The 22026-nt window shown below is 61.7% G+C and carries 15 protein-coding genes; 9 read left to right on the forward strand and 6 right to left on the reverse strand.

The features are described 5' to 3' along the window. Positions 1-146 precede the first annotated feature (146 nt). The gene (gene rho / locus BL8807_RS05620; RefSeq protein ID WP_072724641.1) at positions 147-2174 is read left to right on the forward strand and encodes a transcription termination factor Rho; all 2028 of its coding nucleotides are present in this window, start codon (positions 147-149) and stop codon (positions 2172-2174) included. A gap of 376 nt (positions 2175-2550) precedes the next feature. Here rho and BL8807_RS05625 read toward each other — a convergent pair whose 3' ends face one another. Both BL8807_RS05625 and BL8807_RS05630 read right to left on the reverse strand, forming a co-directional pair. After that, on the reverse strand, positions 2551-2859 hold the full coding sequence (locus BL8807_RS05625; protein WP_072724643.1) for a helix-turn-helix domain-containing protein: 309 nt from the start codon (positions 2857-2859) through the stop codon (positions 2551-2553). Position 2860: 1 nt separating this feature from the next. Beyond that, the gene (locus tag BL8807_RS05630) at positions 2861-3076 is read right to left on the reverse strand and encodes a type II toxin-antitoxin system RelE/ParE family toxin (protein WP_306345540.1); all 216 of its coding nucleotides are present in this window, start codon (positions 3074-3076) and stop codon (positions 2861-2863) included. Positions 3077-3243: 167 nt separating this feature from the next. Between BL8807_RS05630 and BL8807_RS05635 the strand changes: the two genes are divergently transcribed. The 8 genes from BL8807_RS05635 to BL8807_RS05670 all read left to right on the forward strand — a co-directional run bounded on the left by BL8807_RS05635 (position 3244) and on the right by BL8807_RS05670 (position 15394). Then, complete coding sequence (locus tag BL8807_RS05635; protein WP_072724645.1) at positions 3244-4665, forward strand: glycoside hydrolase family protein; 1422 nt, start codon at positions 3244-3246, stop codon at positions 4663-4665. An 86-nt stretch (positions 4666-4751) separates the two neighbouring features. After that, complete coding sequence (locus tag BL8807_RS05640; protein ID WP_072724646.1) at positions 4752-6017, forward strand: MFS transporter; 1266 nt, start codon at positions 4752-4754, stop codon at positions 6015-6017. An 82-nt stretch (positions 6018-6099) separates the two neighbouring features. Further along, positions 6100-7107, forward strand: coding sequence for a LacI family DNA-binding transcriptional regulator (locus BL8807_RS05645; RefSeq protein WP_235815981.1), 1008 nt, complete (start codon positions 6100-6102; stop codon positions 7105-7107). A 118-nt stretch (positions 7108-7225) separates the two neighbouring features. Beyond that, the gene (locus BL8807_RS05650) at positions 7226-7615 is read left to right on the forward strand and encodes a chorismate mutase (protein ID WP_072724650.1); all 390 of its coding nucleotides are present in this window, start codon (positions 7226-7228) and stop codon (positions 7613-7615) included. Positions 7616-8012: 397 nt separating this feature from the next. Then, on the forward strand, positions 8013-11903 hold the full coding sequence (locus BL8807_RS05655; protein WP_193057459.1) for a Spy0128 family protein: 3891 nt from the start codon (positions 8013-8015) through the stop codon (positions 11901-11903). 152 nt (positions 11904-12055) lie between these two features. Next, positions 12056-13879, forward strand: coding sequence for an isopeptide-forming domain-containing fimbrial protein (locus tag BL8807_RS05660; RefSeq protein ID WP_072724654.1), 1824 nt, complete (start codon positions 12056-12058; stop codon positions 13877-13879). An 85-nt stretch (positions 13880-13964) separates the two neighbouring features. Beyond that, positions 13965-14432: an HTH domain-containing protein gene (locus BL8807_RS05665; protein WP_143249031.1), complete on the forward strand. Its 468-nt coding sequence runs from the start codon at positions 13965-13967 to the stop codon at positions 14430-14432. Then, the gene (locus BL8807_RS05670) at positions 14429-15394 is read left to right on the forward strand and encodes a class C sortase (RefSeq protein ID WP_072724660.1); all 966 of its coding nucleotides are present in this window, start codon (positions 14429-14431) and stop codon (positions 15392-15394) included. Before BL8807_RS05665 ends, BL8807_RS05670 begins: the two co-directional genes overlap by 4 nt. A gap of 403 nt (positions 15395-15797) precedes the next feature. On the opposite strand, the gene valS is transcribed toward BL8807_RS05670, so the two are convergent. The 4 genes from valS to BL8807_RS05690 all read right to left on the reverse strand — a co-directional run bounded on the left by valS (position 15798) and on the right by BL8807_RS05690 (position 21741). After that, a complete protein-coding gene (gene valS / locus BL8807_RS05675) occupies positions 15798-18569 on the reverse strand; it encodes a valine--tRNA ligase (protein ID WP_072724662.1) in 2772 nt (923 codons plus the stop codon). A 62-nt stretch (positions 18570-18631) separates the two neighbouring features. Beyond that, positions 18632-20167, reverse strand: coding sequence for an ABC transporter substrate-binding protein (locus tag BL8807_RS05680; RefSeq protein ID WP_072724665.1), 1536 nt, complete (start codon positions 20165-20167; stop codon positions 18632-18634). 74 nt (positions 20168-20241) lie between these two features. Further along, positions 20242-20865: an endonuclease III gene (nth, locus tag BL8807_RS05685; RefSeq protein ID WP_072725058.1), complete on the reverse strand. Its 624-nt coding sequence runs from the start codon at positions 20863-20865 to the stop codon at positions 20242-20244. A 141-nt stretch (positions 20866-21006) separates the two neighbouring features. Further along, positions 21007-21741, reverse strand: coding sequence for a winged helix-turn-helix transcriptional regulator (locus tag BL8807_RS05690; protein WP_072725060.1), 735 nt, complete (start codon positions 21739-21741; stop codon positions 21007-21009). Positions 21742-22026: the final 285 nt, after the last annotated feature.

Below are 22026 nucleotides of genomic sequence, written 5' to 3' on the forward strand. Positions count from 1 at the left end.
TTTGCGTTGGTCTCGCGGGCGTTGTAAGGTTGGATGCAGTTCGCGAGCTACGGAATCGCCGCGGACGTTCGATAGCGGATTATCCGCAAATCATTCTTATGAGCCCTGCTCGGCCGTGCCGATTGGGCCAAGGAAAGGCACTACCAGTGGCAACAAGCCAGAATCTTGAAGATATGAAGCTCTCCGAGCTCAAGGAGCTCGCCAAGCAGATGGGTCTTCGTGGCACTTCCACCATGCGCAAGCCCGATCTGCTTGCCACCCTGCAGGCCGCCCGCTCCGGAGGCGAGGCGCCGGCCGGCGTGACCGTGCGCGCGCCCAAGACCGCTCCGCAGGCCGCCGCGTCGGCCGTTGAGACGGTCGCCGCACCGGTCTCTGAACCGGCCGCCCCACAGGCTTCGAAGTCCGCCGACCAAGAGACGAAGCCGGACACCGACGACCGGCCGAAGAAGCCGGCGCGGGACAACGGCGCCCGTCGTACCAGCCGTACCAACCGCACCGCCAATCGCGCCAAGGAAACCCATCAGGACGTGCCGGCCGAAGCCGCCAACCTGTTTGACGAGCTGGGCATCGACGCGCCCATCGCCCAGGACGAGCCGCGTACCGCCCGCGACGCCAAGAAGCGCGACCGCGCCCCGCAGCTTGACGAGAACGGCGACGAGGTGATCGTGGCCAATGTGCGCCGTCGCCGTCGCCCCGAACCCGCCCTCGCTCCCGAACCCGAAGAGGGAGTGCGCGATCTCGACGACATCCTCGCCACCCTGCCCACGCAGAAGCATGAGGGCCGCGACGAGGTCGAGCGTCCGCGCCGCGCCCGTCGCGACCGCAACGCCGACGACCATGCCGAACGCGGAGAGCGTGGCGATCGCGTCGAGCGTGGAGAGCGTGCCGATCGTAACGACCGCAACGCCGACCGTGGCAACGATCGTCGTGGACGCCGTCTGCGCGGCCGTGACCGCGACATGGAGGACCAGCGCGGTGAGGAGCGCGTGGCGCGCGAGGACCGTCGTCGCGAGGAACCGGCCGAGGACATGGTTCCCGTGGCCGGCATCGTCGACGTGCTCGACTCCTACGCCTTCGTGCGCACCTCCGGATACCTGCCCGGCCCCAACGACGTGTACGTCTCCATGGGTCAGGTCAAGAAGTACGGTTTGCGCAAGGGCGACGCCGTGCACGGCACGATCCGCGCCCCGCGTGAGGGCGACCGTCGCAACCAGCGCCAGAAGTTCGTGCCGCTGCAGGCCATCGACTCGATCAACGGCATGAGCGTCGAGGAGGCGGCGAACCGTCCGCAGTTCGCCAAGCTCACCCCGCTCTACCCGCAGGAGCGCCTCAAGCAGGAGACCACGGCCAACAAGCTCACCGGCCGCATCATGGACATCGTCTCGCCGATCGGCAAGGGCCAGCGCGGCCTGATCGTCTCCCCGCCGAAGGCCGGCAAGACGATCACCCTGCAGAACATCGCCAACGCGATCACCGCCAACAACCCCGAAGTGCATCTGATGGTGGTGCTGGTGGACGAACGCCCCGAAGAGGTCACCGACATGGAGCGCACCGTGGCAGGAGAGGTCATCTCCTCGACCTTCGACCGCCCCGCCTCCGACCACACCACGGTCGCCGAACTCGCCATCGAGCGCGCGAAGCGACTGGTGGAGCTTGGCCAGGACGTGGTGGTGCTGCTCGACTCGATGACCCGTCTGGCCCGCGCCTACAACATCGCCGCGCCCGCCTCCGGACGCATCCTGTCCGGCGGTGTGGACGCGCAGGCGCTGTATCCGCCGAAGAAGTTCTTCGGCGCGGCCCGCAACATCGAAAACGGCGGCTCGCTGACCATCATCTCGTCCGCGCTGGTGGAGACCGGCTCGAAGATGGACGAGGTGATCTTCGAGGAGTTCAAGGGCACCGGCAATATGGAGCTGCGTCTGAGCCGCGAACTGGCCGACAAGCGCCTGTTCCCGGCCATCGATATCAACGCCTCCGGCACCCGCCGCGAGGAGCTCATCACCGCGCCGGACGAGCTGCCGGTCGTCTACCGTCTTCGTCGCCTGATGGGCGGCATGGAGCCGGAACAGGCCTACCAGACTCTGGTTCCGCGCCTGAAGAAGACCGCCAGCAACCGCGACTTCCTCGCCGCCATCGTGCAGCAGCAAGGCGGCGGCGCCGTCAACGGCAACTGATTGACAAACGGTGCTCTCGGACTATTGGTCAGGGTGTGAACGAGCCCTGATTAGCCCGGTGGGGCACCGAGTTGGCACCTGAGGCCTCCAGTTGGCACTGTCTGAAGGAGACCGCTATTACGGCCGGTTGGGAAAACCTTGGAAACACGGGGTTTTCTCAACCGGCCGTTTCCGTATGCGTTCAGGTCGGATGCCAACTGGAAGCGTCAAGTGCCAACTGCTTGTATGGGAGATGCCTCGAATACGCTCGGCATGACGAGGGTATGGTATGCGCTCGGCGCGATGAGGATGCATGGGTGTGGCCGGCGCGGTGAGGATGCGGCATATGGTCATGTGTGTTGCGTTGTCGGAGGGCATTCCGGCAGCGCAACACACATCACGCCAATTCTAGGGTTTCGCCGCTGGGAAGTTTGGCGGTGATGCTCAGTGAACCGCCGATGCCGTTGAGATACTTCTTCAGTGTGCTGACCATAACGTGATCCACATCACCGGATTCGATGATGCTGACGCGCTTCTGGCTCACGCCCATCTGCTTTGCGAGCTGCTTCTGCGTCAGCGCCTGCGCTTTGCGAGCCTCCTTGAGTTCGTATATGCGCATCTCTTCGAGCATCCGTGCTTTTGCGGCCTCTACTTTAGTGGGGTCGGTGTTGTGGTCTCGAGCAAAATCCTCGATGGTGTAGGTCATGTCAATTCTCCTTGCTGTATTGTTCTTCAAGCCATGCCAGATAACGTGCCTCAGCCTGCTCGATGGCTGTTTTGTACCATTTGTTCCATCTGCGTTGTTTGTCGCCGCCGACCAGCATGATTGCCTGTCGTTTGGGGTCGAAGACGAATAGAATGCGTATCTCGCTCCGACCTACAGAGCCGGGACGTAATTCTTTCATGAGGTGTCCGTTTCGTATATACCGCCTCGGAGCCGATGAGGCTGGAGTGTCTCTTCTCGTGGGATTCCTCGGCGTGTCGCTGTGTTGACAGCCATTCGAATCCTCCCTATACTCAGTGCTTAAACGCTTAAATGTTTAAGCGTTTAAGCAAAACGGGCAGAACGTCTGCCATGCAAGGAGGCATAATGAACACCCCTGTTTTCTACCGTCCCAAGAACGCTTACGTCGGCGACGCCATCCCCTTTGTGGAGAACGGTACCGCATACCTGTTCTTCCTACTTGACGAGCGCACCGAGCCGAAGCCCGGCATGCCGTGGGCGTTGGTGACCACCAAGGATTACGCCCACTATGAGGATCATGGCGTGGCTCTCGCTTCGGGCGGCGAGGATGCCAAGGACTTCAACTGCTACACCGGCAGCGTGCTCAAGGACGCCGACGGCCGCCACCACCTCTTCTACACAGGCAACAATCCCAAAACCACCGATGAATCCGGCCGCTCCATCCAGCTGGTCATGCACGCCACCAGCGACGACGGCATGCGCACCTGGGATCGCCACGACGAACTGTCGTTCGGTCCCTGCGAAGGCTATGAGGCTTACGATTGGCGTGACCCCTTCGTGTTCCGCGATGAGGAGAAGGGCATCTGGCGCATGCTCTTCGCCGCGCGGGCGGACCATGGCGCCGACCGTCGCCGCGGTGTGACCATGCAGTACGTCTCCGAGGACCTGTACCACTGGACTCCCACCGATCCGTTCTGGGCCCCGAATCGTTTCGTGGCGATGGAATGCCCCGAGGTGTTCCAGTGGGGCGATTGGTGGTACTTCGTCTACTCCGAGTTCACCGACGCGTTCACCACCAAATATCGCATGGCCAAGAGCTTGGAAGGCCCCTGGATCGCTCCCGACAAGGACACCATCGACGGTCGCGCCTTCTATGCCGCCAAAAGCGCCTTCCTCAATGGCAAGCGCTATTTCACCGGTTGGATCTCCACCAAGAAGGGCGAGGTCGACGACGGCGAATGGCAATGGGCCGGCACCATGTCCACGCTCGAAGCCGTGCAGAACGAGGACGGCACCCTCGGCTTCCGCTTCCCCGAAGCGTTGGTGGGCGACTTCGTCAATCCCGTGGAGCTGGACATCCCCGAAGCGTCGTTGAGCGCTCCCGACAGCTATGTGTGCAGCGTCTCCAACCAGGATGCCCCGCATGAGTCCACCTACATCAAGGCCACGCTCGACATCGCGCCGGGCACGCATGAGTGCGGACTGTTGCTGCGATCCTCCGAGGACGGCGATTCGTCGTATGCGATCCGTCTGGAACCGCACCGCTCCCGCATGGTGTTCGACCGCTGGCCGCGCAAGACCACTGGCGGCGAGCAGTGGCAAATTTCCGGCGACGTGCCGTTCTATGTGGAATTGGAGCGTCCCTGTGACCTGCCAGCCGGCGAACACACGTTGGAAATCATCATGGAGGACTCCATTGCCGTGGTCGTCCTTGATGGTCAGGTCTCCCTCAGCACACGTATGTACGACAAACTCGACGGACGTGTGGGATATTTCGTGAGCGATGGAGCTGCCGCCATCGTCTCGCTGGAAGCGCGCACTCGATAAGCCATGATGGTGCGCAAGTCGTCGCGGCGCGTGGCCTAGGTGACGGGCCCGCGCCGTGGGCGACGATATGATCGTAAGGAATGCATATGTCAACGACAGACAATCAACCAACAGGTAAGACCAAGCTCGGCGTCAGCGGTTATCGTTTCCTCTCTGGATTCGGGATCTACGCGATCCTGCAGAACATGGGTTTCTATATGATCGCCGCGGTGCTCATGCCGCAGCGACTCAAGGATATCGGCATCGACAATCCCGATGCGCTGCTCGGCGTGATCAACGGTGCGGGCGCCATGATCTCCCTATTCGTCAACGTGTTCGTGGGCGCCATGTCGGACCGCACGCGCAGCCGTCTGGGCCGCCGCACCCCTTGGTATCTCGCCGGCGCCGTCATCGCGGCGGTCTCGTTCTATGCCATCGGCGTGCCCACCACGGGCACCGGAGTGCTGTTGGCCTACTGCTTCGCCAACGTCGGCCAGAATATGATGACCGCACCCATCGTGGCCACGCTCTCCGACCGCGTCCCTGAGAAGAACCGCGGCACGATCTCCGCCGCGTATGGCGGAGGCATCACCGTGGGCCAGGCCATGGGCACCTTCCTCGCCTCGCTGTTCATCTCGCAGACCCACATCGGCTTCGTGTGCGCCGGTGCCATGTACATCTTCGCCGGAGCCATGGCTTTCCTGCTGATGCCGCGCGAACCCCGCAACGACCTCGACCCCAAGCCGCAACAGCAGGAGAGTCTGTGGAAGATTATCGTCCGCGCGTTCACCCCGCCGATCAAGGGCGCGGGCGATTTCTGGAAGGCCTTCGTCTGCCGCACCTGCCTGATTGTGGCCTATCAGATGATAGCCTCCTATCAGCTGTACATCCTGCAGAACCATCTGGGCCAAAGCAAAACGCAGGCCGCCGGTGTGATCTCCACGATGTCCATCATCACGATGGTGGTGGCGTTCGTCGCCTCGGTCACCTCAGGTCCGATCTCGGACCTTATCGGCCGCCGCAAGCCTCCGGTGATTTTCGCCTGCGGACTCTATGCTATCGGCATCGCAATGCCTTGGCTGATCCCCAACACGTTGGGCATGTATCTGTTCGCCGGCATTGCGGGATTCGGCTATGGCATGTACATGGCGGTGGACCAGGCGCTGAATGTGGATGTGCTCCCGGATAAGAAGAACGCCGGCAAGGATCTCGGTTTCCTGAACGTGGCCAGCTGTGCGGGTCAAGCCATCGGCTCGGGTATCACCTCCACGTTGGTGACGGTGACCGGCTCGTACAACCCCGTGTTCCCGGTCGCCATAGCCATCGCTGTGGTCGCTGCCCTTTCCGTGATCGGTATCAAGCGGGTCAAGTAGCGGGGGTGTTATTCGTGGTCCTCGGGCGAACTTCGCTCGGGGACCACGGTGTGGGGGGAGTATTGTTGGGATAATGGGTAAGGTGACTTTGAGTGACGTCGCACAGGCGGCGGGCGTGTCCATCGCCACGGCGTCGTGGGCGATCAATGACAATAAGAAGGTCCGTATTCCCGAAGCGACTCGCGTCAAAGTGCGTAAGGTGGCCGATCGCCTGGGGTATCGTCCTAACGCGCTGGCCAAGGGGTTGGCGCAGGGTGCCTCATCCTTGATTGGTTTCGTCGCGGATGGTGTGGCGACCACCCCGTTCGCCGGTCAGATGATCGCAGGCGCGCAGGAGGAGGCGTGGGCGCATGGCAAGCTGCTATTGGTGGTCAACACCAATGGGGAGACCGCGCTGGAGGAGTCCGCGCTGGCGTTGCTGCGTGAACATCAGGTGCAGGGGGTGATTTATTCGACGTGGTACCATCGCTCGGTCGCGTTCCCCAAAGGACTGGAGGGGATACCCACGGTGCTGGTCAATTGTTTCGACGATGACAACAGCCATGCGGTTGTGGTTCCCGATGAAGAGCAGGGAGGCTACGCGGCCACCTCCGAGTTGCTGAAAGCAGGGCACCGCCGTGTGATGTTCCTGAACACCGTTTCGCCCTCTCCGGCTCGGACTGACCGTTTGAAGGGGTATCGCCGGGCTCTGGACGAATGGGGCGTCGCGTTCGATGAGGCGTTGGTGGTACCGGTGCGTCCTGACCAGGACGGCGGATATGCAGCCGCGCGGACGGTGGTGAAAAGCGGTGTCGAAGCGGTGTTCTGCCATAACGACCGTGTGGCGATGGGATTGTACGACGGTTTGAAGGAGCGCGGCGTATCGATTCCCGATGACGTGTCGGTGGTCGGGTTCGATAACCAAGAGGTGATTTCCGCCCATCTGCATCCCGCGTTGACCACGGTTGGATTGCCGCATTACGAACTGGGCGTGCTGGGCGTGCGTCGGTTGCTCGCCATGGATGAGATTCCATCCGAAGAAGGAGCCGACCAGTTGAGGACCTTGGTGGAATGTCCCACGGTGCGTAGGGACTCGGTCCGAACGCTGTGATGTTCCGCATGTCGCGTGTTGCAGTGTGCGGTGCGATGGCGTGTGGGGGATGCCTCGACTGCGCTCGGCATGACGGGGATGCGTTATCGCGGGACGGGCTGGTAGTAGGCTGGTGGGCATGAGCGAAACGAGCAGCGACTGGCAGAACTCCACCATCGACGAGACGCAGGCGGTGGAGCATCCCGAAACCGCGACGGCCGTGGCGGCGATCACCGCGTTGCGACAGACCATCGATAATGTGGATTCCGCGATCATCTCGCTGCTGGCGGAGCGTTTCAAGGCCACGTCGCGTGTGGGTGTGCTCAAGGCGCAGGCCGGGTTCGCCCCCGAGGATATGAAGCGCGAGGATTATCAGATCGAACGTCTGCACCGCATCGCCGTCGATGCGGGATTGGATCCGGATATCGCGGAGATGTACCGCGAATTCGTGGTCACCGAAGCCAAGAAGCGTCATGCGCGCATCGCCGCCGCCGGTGGCGACCCCGGCGTGCTCGACGTCTTCGCCTGATCGCATCGCAGCGCCGTCTGTCGGCCGCGATGGGGCGATTCTGTGGATTGAGGGTATCTGACGAGTCGGTGGGTATGGTCGGAGTACGGGGTTGAACCCCTTCTGAGAAAAACACCCGACAGGCGGGGGCGCGTGTAATCGGGGAAAACTCAGGTTTTATTATGGTTGAAATGGTAATTCGGGGGTTTTATACATTATTTAGGGTGATACAAGTGGGCTGCCAACGGGTAGAGTAGGGGGTATTCGTATCTAAAGGCAAGCAAGTGGTGGGAGGATCGTGATGAAGCACGGTCAACGACGGAGTCAGTCACGGGGGGGGGGCTTCCGTAATCGAGCCTTGACGGCACTGGCAGCCGCCGTAGTCGCCATGTCGCTTTGTTCAAGCGTTGCGGTGGCCTTGGATAATCCCGACGGAGATGGTGGTGACGCGCAGACGCAGACCATCATCGGGTCGCCGGAACAGACTGACGACACCGATCAGTCCGGCACCTCCACGACTGACGGTGACAGCACCGAGAACGATTCCTCCGATGCCGGCACCAGTGACGACGCCACTGCCGTTTCTGGTGATGATGGCACGGATGAATCTGATGAGTCCGACTCCATCGACGGGCAGGCTGATACGAATTCGGAGGGCACGGTCGACTTCTCCGAGCATACCGTCGCAGGTGTGACCCCGAGCAATACCACAATCAATCTGTTCGATTACTGGGTGAATTCGACCAATCCGCTCAATGAGGGCAACAGCTATGAGACCTTGATCAACAAGGGTCATGCACTGAAGTTCCTGTCCCACTCGAATCCCGCCGACTATGCGAAATGTGCCGATGCTGCGAGCTGCAACATTCAGGACCGTGGTGAGGCGAACTTCTGGACGGGCGCTCGAAGCAGTTCCGGAGGTGAGAAGGATCTTCGTCGTACCGGCATCGTGCAGAACACGTTGGACGAGAGCGGTTATCCGAAGCTTGCAGGCAATACCGACGAGCATCCCAACATGTTCAAACAGAAGTACGATGGTTCCACCCATGACGATTTCACCGAGTCGTTGCAGTATCTATTCGATCCGACAGTGAGCCATGACGGCAAGGAGTCGTATGCCGCGGTGGGCAATCTGCTGCAGATTGACGACAACGGTTATTACTACTACGACAGTAGCAAGAACTTCGCCTCCTACGACAGTATGAACAGAAAATTCACGTTGTATGACAGCGGTGCGGTCAATGGCGGCGGCACCACGTCGTCGACGAACAGCGGCACGCAGTTCTTCCCGTTCAACACCGCGGAGGAGGTGTTCGACGCCAACGAGCTGGATAAAGACAGCACGCTGAAACCGAACGGCATTCAAGCGGGCCAGCAGCTCACGCTGAACCATTATTTTGGCCTGACGATGTCCACGCGCTTCACCACGCAGAACAACGGCAAGGTGACCGGCTACGACGGCCAAGAGCACGATATGGAATACAACTTCGCCGGTGACGACGACGTGTGGATCTACATCGACGACGTGCTGGTGGCCGATCTGGGCGGCATCCACGACCCGGTCGGCACGAAGATTAACTTCGCGACCGGCAAGATCACGTTCGGTAGCATGAACGAGGACGGCTCTCTGGCCGAAATCGCATACAGCACCACCATCTATGAGGCGTTTAAGGCGGCCGGCAAGGAGGGGACCGTCGACTGGATAAAGTCGGCCGACGGCACCACCAATATCTTCGCGAATGATGGCAACCACACCATCAAGATGTTCTATCTGGAACGCGGCAACCAGGCGTCCAACCTGCGACTGAGCTTCAACCTGGTGAACATCCCGGAGAGCTCGATCGTCAAGGTCGACCAGTCCGGCAATCCTGTCGCCGGCGTGGTTTTCCAGCTGTACGGTGCGGATAAAGATTACAGTTACGGGGACAAGTCTCTGGTCGCCGAAGGCACCACCGATAGCGCGGGCCAGCTGGTGCTCACCAATCCCCAAAGTGGTGAACCCATCTCCTTCGATGAGATATACGCCCGCGGTCCGGGCCAGAACGGCGGTTACGAGCATTATGTGTTGCATGAGGTCAAAGCTCCCGAAGGATACCGAATATCCGGAGACGTGAAACTGGACTATCATCAGCCTACGAACGGCGACACACAACAGTTCAGCGGCTATGTTACCTCGAATACGGAGAGCATGTGGGAGACGGGCGCGTACGCAAGCGCGGGCGTGCTGATTCAAGCACCAAATGAAATCCATGCGCTGAAGAACCCCGAGAATCCTAATGAAGCGGGAGCGTCAATCGACCCGTACTCCGGTAGCCTGTTCGCCGTGGTGCTGATGTATCAGGGTGATGAACCGACCGAGCCGTCGGATCTGTCCGAGCAGGGCAATTGGAAGGTCGTGGTGGGCGATTCTCTGAACGGCTACACGTACTATGATGCGGATACCATTAAGCAGATTGCCGAAGTGGCAGCCCAGCATCCCGAATCCGCACATCGCTTCGTCATGCAGGTGAAGGGCGGACTTCAAGCCACTATCGATGAACTTCCGGGCGACATCAGCACGTACTTCAACCTGATCGAATCCAAGTACGGCGCTCCTTCGACGAACAATATGGACGCCTATAAGAACCTCAAATACACGGTGGCGTACTATCATACGAAGGCGAGTTCTCTGAAGAATGCGACCGGCGACAACACCACCCGTCTGTACATCGCGGGCAAAGACGCGAACACGACGTGGCAGCGTCAGTTTTCCGTGAACCTGAAAGTGCCGAACATCAAGAACCGGCTGTTGGTGCAGAAGACGGATGAGAAGTGGAATCCGTTGACCGACATCGACGAGAAACTGACGGTAAAGTTCACGCTGTACTCCGCGGATCAGTTCGATGTCGAGAAGAATAAGCCGATTGAACCTGACGACTATTACGATCAGGCGATTACCGAGCCGGAGTTGCTCACCAGCGACGCGGGCATCGACACCGGCAAGATGCTAATGCATAGCGCCGCGATGTTCCCCACGGGCGACAAGGTGCTCAAGGAGGGCGTGTATTACCTTGTAGAGACGGGTGCGGCAAGTGCGTCCGAACTATACGGTTACAAGGTGACCAGTCAAGTCACCAAGGTGGTGGTGACATCGGACGGTGTCTACGCTGACGCCGGCAAGAGCGATGATGACGTGCGCGTATGGAAGGGCGTGGGCTCGTTGGTGCGCACTCTGGCGGAGTTCGCGTCCGATGACAAGTTCGACAACACGTTGCGGGACATCACAGCCACATTGCAGACGGGCCCGGAGCCCACGTACGACCAGTCTCTGGGTTGGCGGTACACTTGGAGTGATTCCGATCCCGTTCAGTCGCATAATCTGACCTATGGTTCGGGCGGTGCGGTGCTGCAGTATGGATTAACCGGCGTTGAGGCGGGTAGACCGGGGGCCTCGTTCGAGGATGTGTCGCTGATGGTCGACGTTGGCTGGTCGAACCTGAGGATCACGCAGAACTATAGCGACAACGTTTCGAGTGACCTCAAGCAGGATCTCGTCGATCTTGATCTGGACAATCTATTCTCCGGTACTACTGCCATTCAGATAAGGAACTGGCCGAACAATCAGAACGTATCGGTGCCGCTTGAGGCGGTGAAGACCGTTGCCGGTGACGACTGGCCGGAAGGCGCGACGTTCACGTTCAAACTGGAGGCGGGGGAGAGTCCTCACTCGAAAGTCGAGGTGCCCCTGCCTGTGGGTGATGGTGTGGTGTGCGACTCGCAGGCCGGGAGCTGCACGGTGACAGTGTCGAAACCGGAATCGGGCAACACGAACACCGTGTCGCTCGGCGATCTCACCTACACATTGCGGATGTTCTCCCCGTCCGGTGTGGCATGGAGCACCGATTCGTTGACCTTCACCTACACAATCAGCGAGATCACGCCATCGGCCGATAATGCGATCGAGGGGATGACCTATTCGAAGGCCATCTACACGCTCTCCGTGACGGTGTCACGACTCGTAACAAGCGGCAACGCTTTGAAAGCCGATGTGACGATGACGCGCGACACCGCGGATAACGGTTCCGCAAGCGGCTTGACCGTGAACACCTCCACATGGGGGTACGGCAGCGAAGATGCCGACCATGTGACGCCCAGCGCCACGTTCACGAACTCCTTCGGGCATTCGGGTTTGTCTCTGCCTCTCACGGGTGGGACAACCGCCCGTCAGTGGTTGGCTTTGGGTTTGAGTCTAATCGGCATTTCGGTGCTGGCGTGGCTGGCTTATCGCGAGTGGCGTCGTCGCAACGGTTTGTCCAACACGATTGTGTGACGCCACACAATCCCCATAACAGAAGATTTCGGATATGCAGAGGCGCTCGGCGCTCGAACGATGTTTGTTCCGCACCGAGCCTGGCTCGAACTCGAGTGTGAAATCCTCCACGCTGTCCGTAAAGGAAAACAATAACAGGAAGAGAGATTCCCATGAAGATGAGGAAACTATTCGCGAGCATCGCCGCCGCAGCAACGATGCTCGCCGGCCTCGCAGTCGGCGCGACCACCGCTAATGCTGTAATTGTTGGACCGGATGATGATCCTTCCAACACCGCGAATCGTACGGTTACGTTGAACGCTGAAGATGCCCAGCAGTTTACGAGCCATACCTACAAAGCGGTGAAGATTGCGTCCTATGATGTGTATGGCACGTCACCGGATCAGTCTCTGACCTTAGTCACTGAGGCAGACCCGGTGAAGACTGCCGTGACCAAGGCGCTCAAGGCCGCTGGCTACGAGGTTCCTGCGACCGCGACTGATCCGCTGGCCGCTGCCCAGCAGTTGGATAGTGCCACGTTGGATCAGTCGGACACCTTCCCCTTCAATGGTGATGGTTCTACCCGTACGTTCGCTGATGCGCTGCGTGATGATTCCACGCTGACTAATAGTCTGCAAAATGTCACGCTGAATGATGTTGCGAACAGCGATGGCTTGAAGAAGACCATCACTTTCGACACTCCCGGTCTGTGGCTGATTCTTGACCAGAACGCCGTGGATGATTCCTCCTCAAAGTCGTTGCCGATTCTTGTGGGCACCCCGCTTACCCTCAACGCTGGAACTGGCACAGAGAAGGTCTATGCCATAGGTGAGATAGCGGTGAAGAATCAGATCCTTCCCGTGAAGAAGGTCGTGACGGATCAGACCGTGGCAGCTGGTGAGAACGCCAACTACACGATCAACACCAACATCCCGAACTACATCGGCCATTACGTGAATGGCTACGAATTCACCGTGTCCGATAAGTTCGGTGACGATGCGCCGTTGGAATACGTGGCGGGCACTCTGAAGGTGTACGTTGCGAAGACCGCCGACGCGGATGAGGACAACCTGCCTGAAGACGACAATGACGATTGGGATGTGCTGTCGTCCGACTTGGACTACACCGTCACTGGCTTTGCTGCCAATTCGAAGAGCTTCACCATTGACATGAGCACCTATATCAGGACGCAAGCGTTCACAGGGCAGACTGTCGCAGATGATTCGAAGTTCGATAAAGATGCTCTTGCTGGTAAGCAGGTCATCGTCAAGTACTCCGCCAAGGTGACCGGCTCTACTGGTACAGCTGGCGCGGCCAACGCGCCTGGCATCAAGTATCCGAACGATCCGTCCGATAACACTAAGTCCGATACGATTCCGGGCGATCCGGAGAAGGTGTTCAACTTCGACTACAAGCTGGTCAAGCGCGACAAGACCACCCAGGCTCCGCTGTCAGGCGTGAAGTTCACTATCAAGAAGGTGAATGGTACCGAAGGTAAGGTGCTTGCCTACGAACCTAGCTCCGGTTGGAGTGAAGTCGATGCGCCGGCCGCCACTGCTACTGGTACGGAGAACGGCGTGTTCACCACTGATACTAATGGCGAGATCACTTTCCTGGCGTTGGCTGACAATATTGGCGATACGACCTCACAGAAGTACACCATCACTGAGCTTGCCCCGGCATCGGGATACTTCAACCCCGGTGTAAGTTTCAACTTCACGCTCCAGGCTACAGTGACGAACCCCCATACCTCGTCGGCCACCGCCTCCGCTACCTATGCGATTGACGCTGACGGCGTCGGTTCCGATACTTGGGGATTGGTCTCCGGCGGCAACGCCGCGACTGTGACTGTGGACAACGTGAAGAACATCACCGAACTGCCGTTGACCGGTGGCGCGGGGATCGCTCTGTTCTCCGTGATCGGCCTGCTGCTGGTGGGCGCGGCATTCACGGTGTATGCCAAGATGCGTAGCACCAAGAAGGCTCTGCTCGTCTGACGGACGATCCGAACTCGACATGTGCGGGATGAATGGTGCACGTTCATCCCGCACATGCGTAGGCGGCAAACAGAAAGGATGTGTCGTGTCTCGCAACCGCCGCATGTTCACTTCAGAGGAGATGGCGTACCTCGGCATGCTGCCGGTGGTCCGCCATGTCACCCACTCCCGCATCAGCTACACCCACGATTTCAAAGTCGACTGTCTGCGCGCGTATCTATCCGGAGAATCACCGACGGCCATCTTCCGTAAGGTCGGCCTCGACCCGTCGCTGGTGGGTGCCAAACGCATCGAACGATGCTTCGCCCGCTGGAAGCAATCCCCGGACCTCGTCGAAGAGGCGCAGCTCAGAATCAGCAACGACACGGGACCGACCTACCCAGGCCTCGACGAGAGCGTGTCGCCGTACGATATCTCCCGCGTCACCCTGCCGAATTCGAACGGCAAAAAAGTCGACCTGCGAGACCTGATCATCTACCAGCAGTCGCTGCACATCCATGAGTTGGAGCAGGAAATCTCCCGGCTGCGTTCCGTCCACGAGTCGATGGTATGACCTTCGAAGAGGCTTTGGACGTCGCCGATATCGTGGCGCGACGGCGGCGACTGCGACGGCAGGTGGCGGTGATGCGCGCCATCATCGCCACGCTGCTGGTCGCGGCCGTCGTCGTGACGGGATATCCGCTCGCATTGCAATGGTATTCGTCGCGTGAGCTGGCCGCCGCGTCGGCGCAGGCGTCCCAGCAGGTGGCGGGATGGCCGTATCCCCAAGCCGAGGAGACGCTGGCCGCCGCGCGCGACTACAACGCGCGTCTGGCCGAGCGCGGACAGTCGGTTCTGGGCGAGGCGGGCGATCCCTTCAGCTCGCTGGCGGGTGGCTCGCAGGCCTCCGATGAGGATGATTCCGTGGCCGCGCGCGACGAGGACTACCAGTCGCAGCTTGACGCCGGCGATGGGGTGATGGGGACGATCCGCGTGCCCAAAGTCTCCATAGAACTGCCGATCTATCACGGCACCAGCGAAAGCGTGCTGGCGCGTGGCGCAGGGCATTTGTATGGCACGTCGCTGCCTGTGGGCGGCGAGTCGACGCATAGCGTGATCACCGGGCATCGCGGCCTGGTGGAGGCGCTGATGTTCACGCGCATCGACGAACTCGTCGAGGGGGATTTCATCTACGTCGAGGTGATGGGGGAGACGCTCGGATACGAGGTGGACCGCATCACGGTGATCGAGCCGGATGACGATTCACAGCTGACCATCGTGCCGGGCGAGGACCGGCTCACCCTGATGACGTGCACGCCGTACGGCGTGAACACGCATCGTCTGTTGGTCTCCGGCCATCGGGTGAGCATCCCGAATCCCGCACCCGACCCGACCGATCTGTATGACGCGCGCACCATCGCTTTGTGGGTGGGCATGGCCGTGCTCGCCGTCGGATGGGGTGCTCTGCGCATCGTGGGCTACATTCGCCGGTCCAAGCGCAACACCCTCGGCGCATGCCGGCATCTGGCCGATTGACATAGCCGCGAACAGGCTTTCTGACTCGGATTCAACCAGCACCATAGGGTAACGCATTTGGAGTCCTCGCCAGCCCATAAGCAGAGTGAAATTCCGAAAAGTGTCAGAAACAAGGGGTTTGAAATTCTGAAAAGTGTCAAAAACAGGGTGTTTGAAATTCCGAAAAGTGTCAAACCTTCGGGTACCACCACCGTATTTCGTAGGTGCCTGTTGTCAACTGGCAAAATAAAACTGCCAATTTCTCCAAAACTGGCAAAGTAGCTTTGCCAGTTAACGAATGTGGGTAGTGCTGTTGTCGGCCGTTCGCAAGACTCATATGAAAAGTGCCGTGAGGCATGGGTGATTCCATGACTCACGGCACTTGGCGATTGCAATCAGCCGCTATCGATTCGCGGGGTTGCGATCAGGCCTTCGGCTTCTTGGCCGGCGGCTCGCCCAGCTCGCTGGATTCGATGGCGACCAGCGTTTCGGCGGCGGAACCGGCGGCATCCGCATCGGCGGCCACGGCGGCCGAATCAGCGGCGGCGGCCTCCTCGGCGTGCTTCTCCACCAGATCGAACCTGCCGACCACACGGCCGGCCTGGGCGATGTCGCCCATCGAAGCCTTGATCGCATCCACACCCTCGCGGGCGGCGGACAGCGCCACGGAGAGGATCGGGGTCTTCATGGAGACCTTCGCCTCGGACTTGATCTTGCGCAGCTGCTCCACGGCCTTGCCGGCCCACGCGAGCACCTCGGGGGAGACACCCGTGGCGGCCTGCGCGTACGGTTCGGCGGTCGGCCAGGCGGCGCGGTGCACGGAGCCCTCGCCCTCGTGCATCCAGCTCCACACCTCTTCGGAGGCGTACGGCAGATACGGGGCGAGCAGACGCGCGAAGGCGTCCAGTCCCAGTCCCAGCGCGGTGCGCGCGGACTTCACGGCCGCCTCGGACGGCGCCTTGCCCTGCTCGTCGGCGGTGCCGTAGGCGCGGTTCTTCACCAGCTCGATGTAATCGTCGCAGAACTGCCAGAAGAAGCTCTCAATCACCTCAAGCGCCTTGGAATGCTCGTAGGCGTTCAGCGCCTCGGTGGCCTGCGTGACCACAAGCGCCAGCTTGGCCATCGCGGCGCGGTCCAGCGGCTCGGTCACATCGGCCGGATTCCACGAGGCCACGGCCGACTCGCCCACATGATGATTCTCGTCCTCGCGGCCAATCGCCAGCGCGAACTTGGTGGCGTTGAGCAGCTTGATCGCCAAACGGCGGCCGATCTTCATCTGGCCCTCGTCGTAGGTGGCGTCGAGGCCGAGGCGCGCGTTGGCGGACCAGTATCGCACGGCGTCCGCGCCGAACTTCTCGATCGGCTCGTTCGGCACCACGACGTTGCCCTTGGACTTCGACATCTTCTTATGGTCGGGGTCCAGAATCCAGCCCGACAGCGCGGCGTGCGCCCACGGCAGGCAGCCGTTCTCCAGATGCGCGCGGTCCACGGTCGAGAACAGCCAGGTGCGGATGATGTCCTGTCCCTGCGGGCGCAGATCCATTGGGAAGGTGGCGTTGAACAGCGCCTGCGACTCCTCGTCAGGCTCGGCCCAGTGGGTCACGATCTGCGGGGTGAGCGAGGAGGTGGCCCACGTGTCCATGATGTCGTTCTCGGCGGTGAAGCCGCCGGGCACGTCGCGCTGCTCGGCGGTGTAGCCGGCCGGCACGTCGATGGTCGGGTCGATGGGCAGCAGATCCTCGGACGGGACGATCGGGTTCGCGTAGTCCGGCTCGCCCGCCTCATCCAGCGGATACCACAGCGGGAACGGCACACCGAAGAAGCGCTGGCGCGAGATCAGCCAGTCGCCGTTGAGGCCGTTCACCCAGTTCTCGTAGCGCACGCGCATGAAGTCGGGGTGGAACTCCAGCTCCTTGCCGCGCGCGATCAGCTCGGCGTTCAGCGTCTTGTCGGTGCCGCCGTTCTTCAGATACCACTGGCGCGAGGTGACGATCTCGAGCGGCTTGTCGCCCTTCTCGTAGAAGTTCGTCATACGCTTGGTGGGCGTCGGCTCGCCATCCAGGTCGCCGGACTCGCGCAGCTTGTCGACGATGATCTTACGGGCGGAGAACGTGGTCTTGCCGGCGGTTTCGGCGAACACGGCCCGTCCGGCCTCGCTCTCGATCCATTCCGGGATGTCCATCACGATGCGGCCGTTGCGCTGGATGATGGAGCGGGTGGGCAGCTTCAGCTCGCGCCACCACTGCACGTCGGTCACGTCGCCGAAGGTGCAGCACATGGCGATGCCTGCGCCCTTGTCCATCTCCGCGGCCGGATGCGCGAGGATCGGCACCTTCACGCGGAACAGCGGGGAGTAGACCTCCTGTCCGAAGTACGGCTTGTAGCGCTCGTCGTCCGGGTGGGCGATCAGCGAGGTGCAGGCCGCGAGCAGTTCGGGGCGGGTGGTTTCGATGTAGATCGGAGTGCCATCCTCGAAACGGAAGGCCACCTTGTGATAGAAGCCGGGGTATTCGCGGCTTTCGAGCTCGGCCTGGGCCACGGCGGTCTGGAAGGTCACGTCCCACAGGCCCGGCGCGTCCTGCTGGTAGGCCTCGCCACGCGCGAGATTGCGCAGGAACGCCTTCTGGGCCACGCGGCGCGGATGCTCGCCGATGGTGTGGTAGGTCTGCGACCAGTCGACCGACAGGCCCAGACGGCGCCACAGCGCCTCGAACAGCTTCTCATCCTGCGCGGTAAGCTTCTCGCACAGTTCGATGAAGTTCTGGCGGCTCACCGGCACCTGGTCCTTGGCGTCGATCTTCTTGCCGTCCGTGCCTTCGAACGGCGGCTCGAAATCGGGATCGTAGGGCATGGAGGTGTCCACGCGCACGCCGTAGTAGTTCTGCACGCGGCGTTCGGTGGGCAGGCCGTTGTCGTCCCAACCCATCGGGTAGAACACGTCGTAGCCCTGCATGCGCTTGAAACGGGCGATCACGTCCGTGTGCGTGTAGCTGAACACATGGCCCACATGCAGCGAACCGGAGACGGTGGGCGGCGGGGTGTCGATCGAATAGACGGCCTTGCGGTCGCGGGTGTTGCGGAACTGGTAGGTGCCGTCCTCGTCCCAGACGGCGCGCCATTTGTCCTCGAGCCCGTCCACGCCGACTTTGTCGGGCAGGGGGGTGAGGTGCGCGTTGATAGTAGTGCCTTCAGTCATAGGCCTGAGTTTATGCGCGTTGCATGACATAGCCGCGTGGCCGGTGCCGTGCCGCCGCCGCGCTATTGCGTCGTCACCGAGGCGAGTGGCAGACGCCGGTCGACCATGGCGGTCGGGTAGCCCGAAACCGTGGATTTCGCGACCACCGTGCACTGGCGCGCGTACAGCCATCCACTGGCCGCGTCCTCGCCGAGCACACGGGCGTAGGCGCGCATGCCCTCCTGGAAGTCGGTGTCGTTCGTGGCGGCCATCGCCTGCGCGTAGGCCTGCTGCGCGGCTTCGTCCTCATAGTGGTAGGGGGATTGCGAGCTGGAGAACCCGCGGGCGTTGTCGCCTCCGGCGGTTTCGATGATGACCATGTCGTAGTCGTCGGCGGCGATGCGGTCGTTCACCTCGCCGTCGGCCAGCACCTCCAACCGCACGTCGAATCCGCCCGCCTGCAGCTGTTGGACGATGGTGTCCGCCAGCTCCTGATAGTCGTGCGACGCCACCAGATGGACCGTGCCCAGGTATCCGTAGGCGAAATACGAGAGCATGGATTGCGTTTGCGCCGGATCGTAGGGGTAGAGTCCGGTCAGATCCTCATAGCCGGGCTCCAGAGGGGTGAGCGGGCCTCCCAAGGCCTGCGCCGCGTCCGGTTGCGATTCGACGATGGCGTCGAGGTCGAGCGCGTGGCGGGCGGCTTTGCGCACCTGCTCGTCCGAGGTGATCGCATCGGTGCTGTTGTTGAACACCAGAACCACCGACGAGGTGCTCGCCCCCGTGGCGACGGTGATGGTGGGATCCGCGGCCACCGCGTCGGCGGCGGAGGCGGTGGAGGGGATGGCCAGTTCGATGGTGCCGTCCTGAAGCGCGTTGATCATCGACGTGTCGTCATCATAGTAGGTGAGCGTCACCGAAGCCGGCACGGAGGCGTCTGCCCAGTAGGATTCGTTGCGCTCGAGCGTGATGGATTCGCCTTCGCGGAAACGGCCGACGGTGAAGGGGCCGGATCCGACCGCCTCGTCCGCATAATCGATGGAGGCCTGCTCGTCGAACACCACGCCCAATCGTCCGGACAGCGTGCGCGGCAGCGTGGGGTTGGGCGAGGATAGCGTGATGACGACGGTGGAGGCGTCGGGGGCTTCTACCGAGGAAAGCGCGCCCAGCTCGTCCACGTCGCTTGCCCCGCTGTTGACCGCGCGCTGCAGCGAGTAGACGACGTCCGCGGAGTCCAACGTATGCCCGTTCGAGAATTCCACGCCGGAACGAATGGTGAAGGTGTAGGTCAGACCGTCGTCCGAGACGGTCCAATCGCTGGCCAGTCCGGCCTGCAGCGTGTTGCTCTGGTCGCATGTCACCAGGGTCTCGTACACATTGCCGATCAGCGCGCGTCCGGCCGCCTCGGCTGCGTCGGAGTCCTCGTCGAACAGGTCCAGCGAGGTGGCCGCGCCGCGCAGCCCGACCGCGACCGACGTGTCCGAACGGATGGAATCGCCCCTGCCTTCGTAATGACGTGTGACCAGCGACCATCCGATCCACAGCAGCGCGAACAGTCCGGCGGCGACGCCCACGAAAATTCCCCAACGTATCAACGCGTTGTCTCGTTGCTTATGCATGGAACCCCAGTCTAGCCATGGCCATCGTCTGGGCTTCGTACGGACCGGTGCCCGCCGTGGCCTCCGCCCACGTCTCAGGGCGCGCTGGGACAGGTGTCGTTCAGCGGGCAGTCGGCGCAATCGGGCCTGCGCGCGTGGCAGGTGGCGCGGCCGAACAGAATCAGTCTGTGGCTCAGATCCGTCCAATCGGACGGGTCGAAGCATGCGGTGATCTCCCGCTCGACCTTCACCGGGTCGGGCTGCGTCTGTCTCCAGTCGGCGCGCCAACGCAGACGTCCGGTCACCCTCAGCACATGCGTGTCCACGGGGAAGCCGGGCACACCGAACGCGTTGCCCAGCACGACGTTCGCGGTTTTGCGGCCCACGCCCGGCAGACTGGTCAGCTCCTCCATCGTGCGCGGCACCTCGCCGTCGAAGCGTTCGTCCAATGCGGCGGCCAATCCCAGCAGATGCTTGGTTTTCGCACGGTAGAAGCCCAGCGGGTGGATGATGTCCTCCACTTCCTGCGGATTCGCGGCGGCCAACGCGGCGGCGGTGGGGTAGGCGGCGAACAGGGCCGGGGTGACGGTGTTGACGCGTTTGTCGGTGGTCTGCGCGCTGAGCACCGTGGCGATGAGCAGCTGCAGCGGGGAGTTGAAATCCAACGCGCAGCGCGGCTCCGGGATCACCTCGCACAGCACGGCGTACTCCTCGTGCATGCGGGCCCGACGCGCGGCGGCGCTTTCGCGGCCGGTGGGACGCGCGGATTCCCGCCGTTGGTTTTCTTCGGTATCCATGGCGCACCTCGCCGTCGTTCATGATGGTTGCGGTATGGCCGCATCGGCGCGCGACCGCCGCCACTACTTGTTGTGCGCGGCCGCGGCCTTCGCGGCGTCGTCCTCCTGCTCGTCGTCGGGAGGGTCGAAACGGTACCCCACATTGCGCACGGTGCCGATGAGATGCTCGTATTCGCCGCCGAGCTTGGCTCGCAGACGGCGGATATGCACGTCGACCGTGCGGGTGCCGCCGTAATAGTCGTAGCCCCACACCTCCTGCAGCAGCTGCGCGCGCGTGAACACGCGGCCGGGATGCTGCACCAGGTATTTGAGCAGTTCGAATTCCTTATAGGCCAGATCGATGGGCCGGCCGTGCAGGGAGGCGGTGTATCCGTTGGTATCCACGATCAGATCGCCGGAACGCAGTTGGCCGTCCTCGACGGCCGTGTTCGTCTCGCCGACCCCGCCCGTCATCGCGCCGGCGGGAGCGTTGCCGCGTTCCGACACCAGGCGCAAGCGTCCCTCGACCTCGGCCGGGGAGGCGGTGGACACCACCACGTCGGCGATGCCCCACTGGGAGTTGACCACGGTGAATCCACCCTCGGTCAGTACCAGCACGATCGGCGTGGACAGGCCGGAGGCGTGGATCAGTCGGCAAAGCGTTTTGGCGGTGGCCAGATCGTCGCGCGCGTCGAGAAACAGAATCGTGTTCTCCGGCATTTTGATCAGGCTGTCCGCGTCCATGGGCAGCACGCGCACGCGGTGGGAGAGCAGGGCCAACGACGGCAGCACAGTGGCGGGATCGCTGGCGAACGTCATCAGCGTCAGATCCGTCACGATGACTCCCTCCACTTGTTGGGTTCGTTCCATGCCGTCGCGCCTGCGGGAATCTCGTGTGACATGGCCGCGGGCACGGGTTTAAGCCGTCTTACGCGGCTGTTCACATTGTACGCGCCCATCATGGACACCATCGCGCATCGTCCGTTCACACGCCGTTAACGTGCGCGACATGATGGAAAGGCGTGGAAAACCGCCGTTTCTCCACGCCGTCGGTGCGGTTTTCCCAAGGCGGGTCGTAGGATGGTGACGAGAATGTTTCGGTAG

Origin of the sequence: Bifidobacterium lemurum (assembly GCF_014898175.1) — a bacterium.
GTDB lineage: Bacteria > Actinomycetota > Actinomycetes > Actinomycetales > Bifidobacteriaceae > Bifidobacterium > Bifidobacterium lemurum.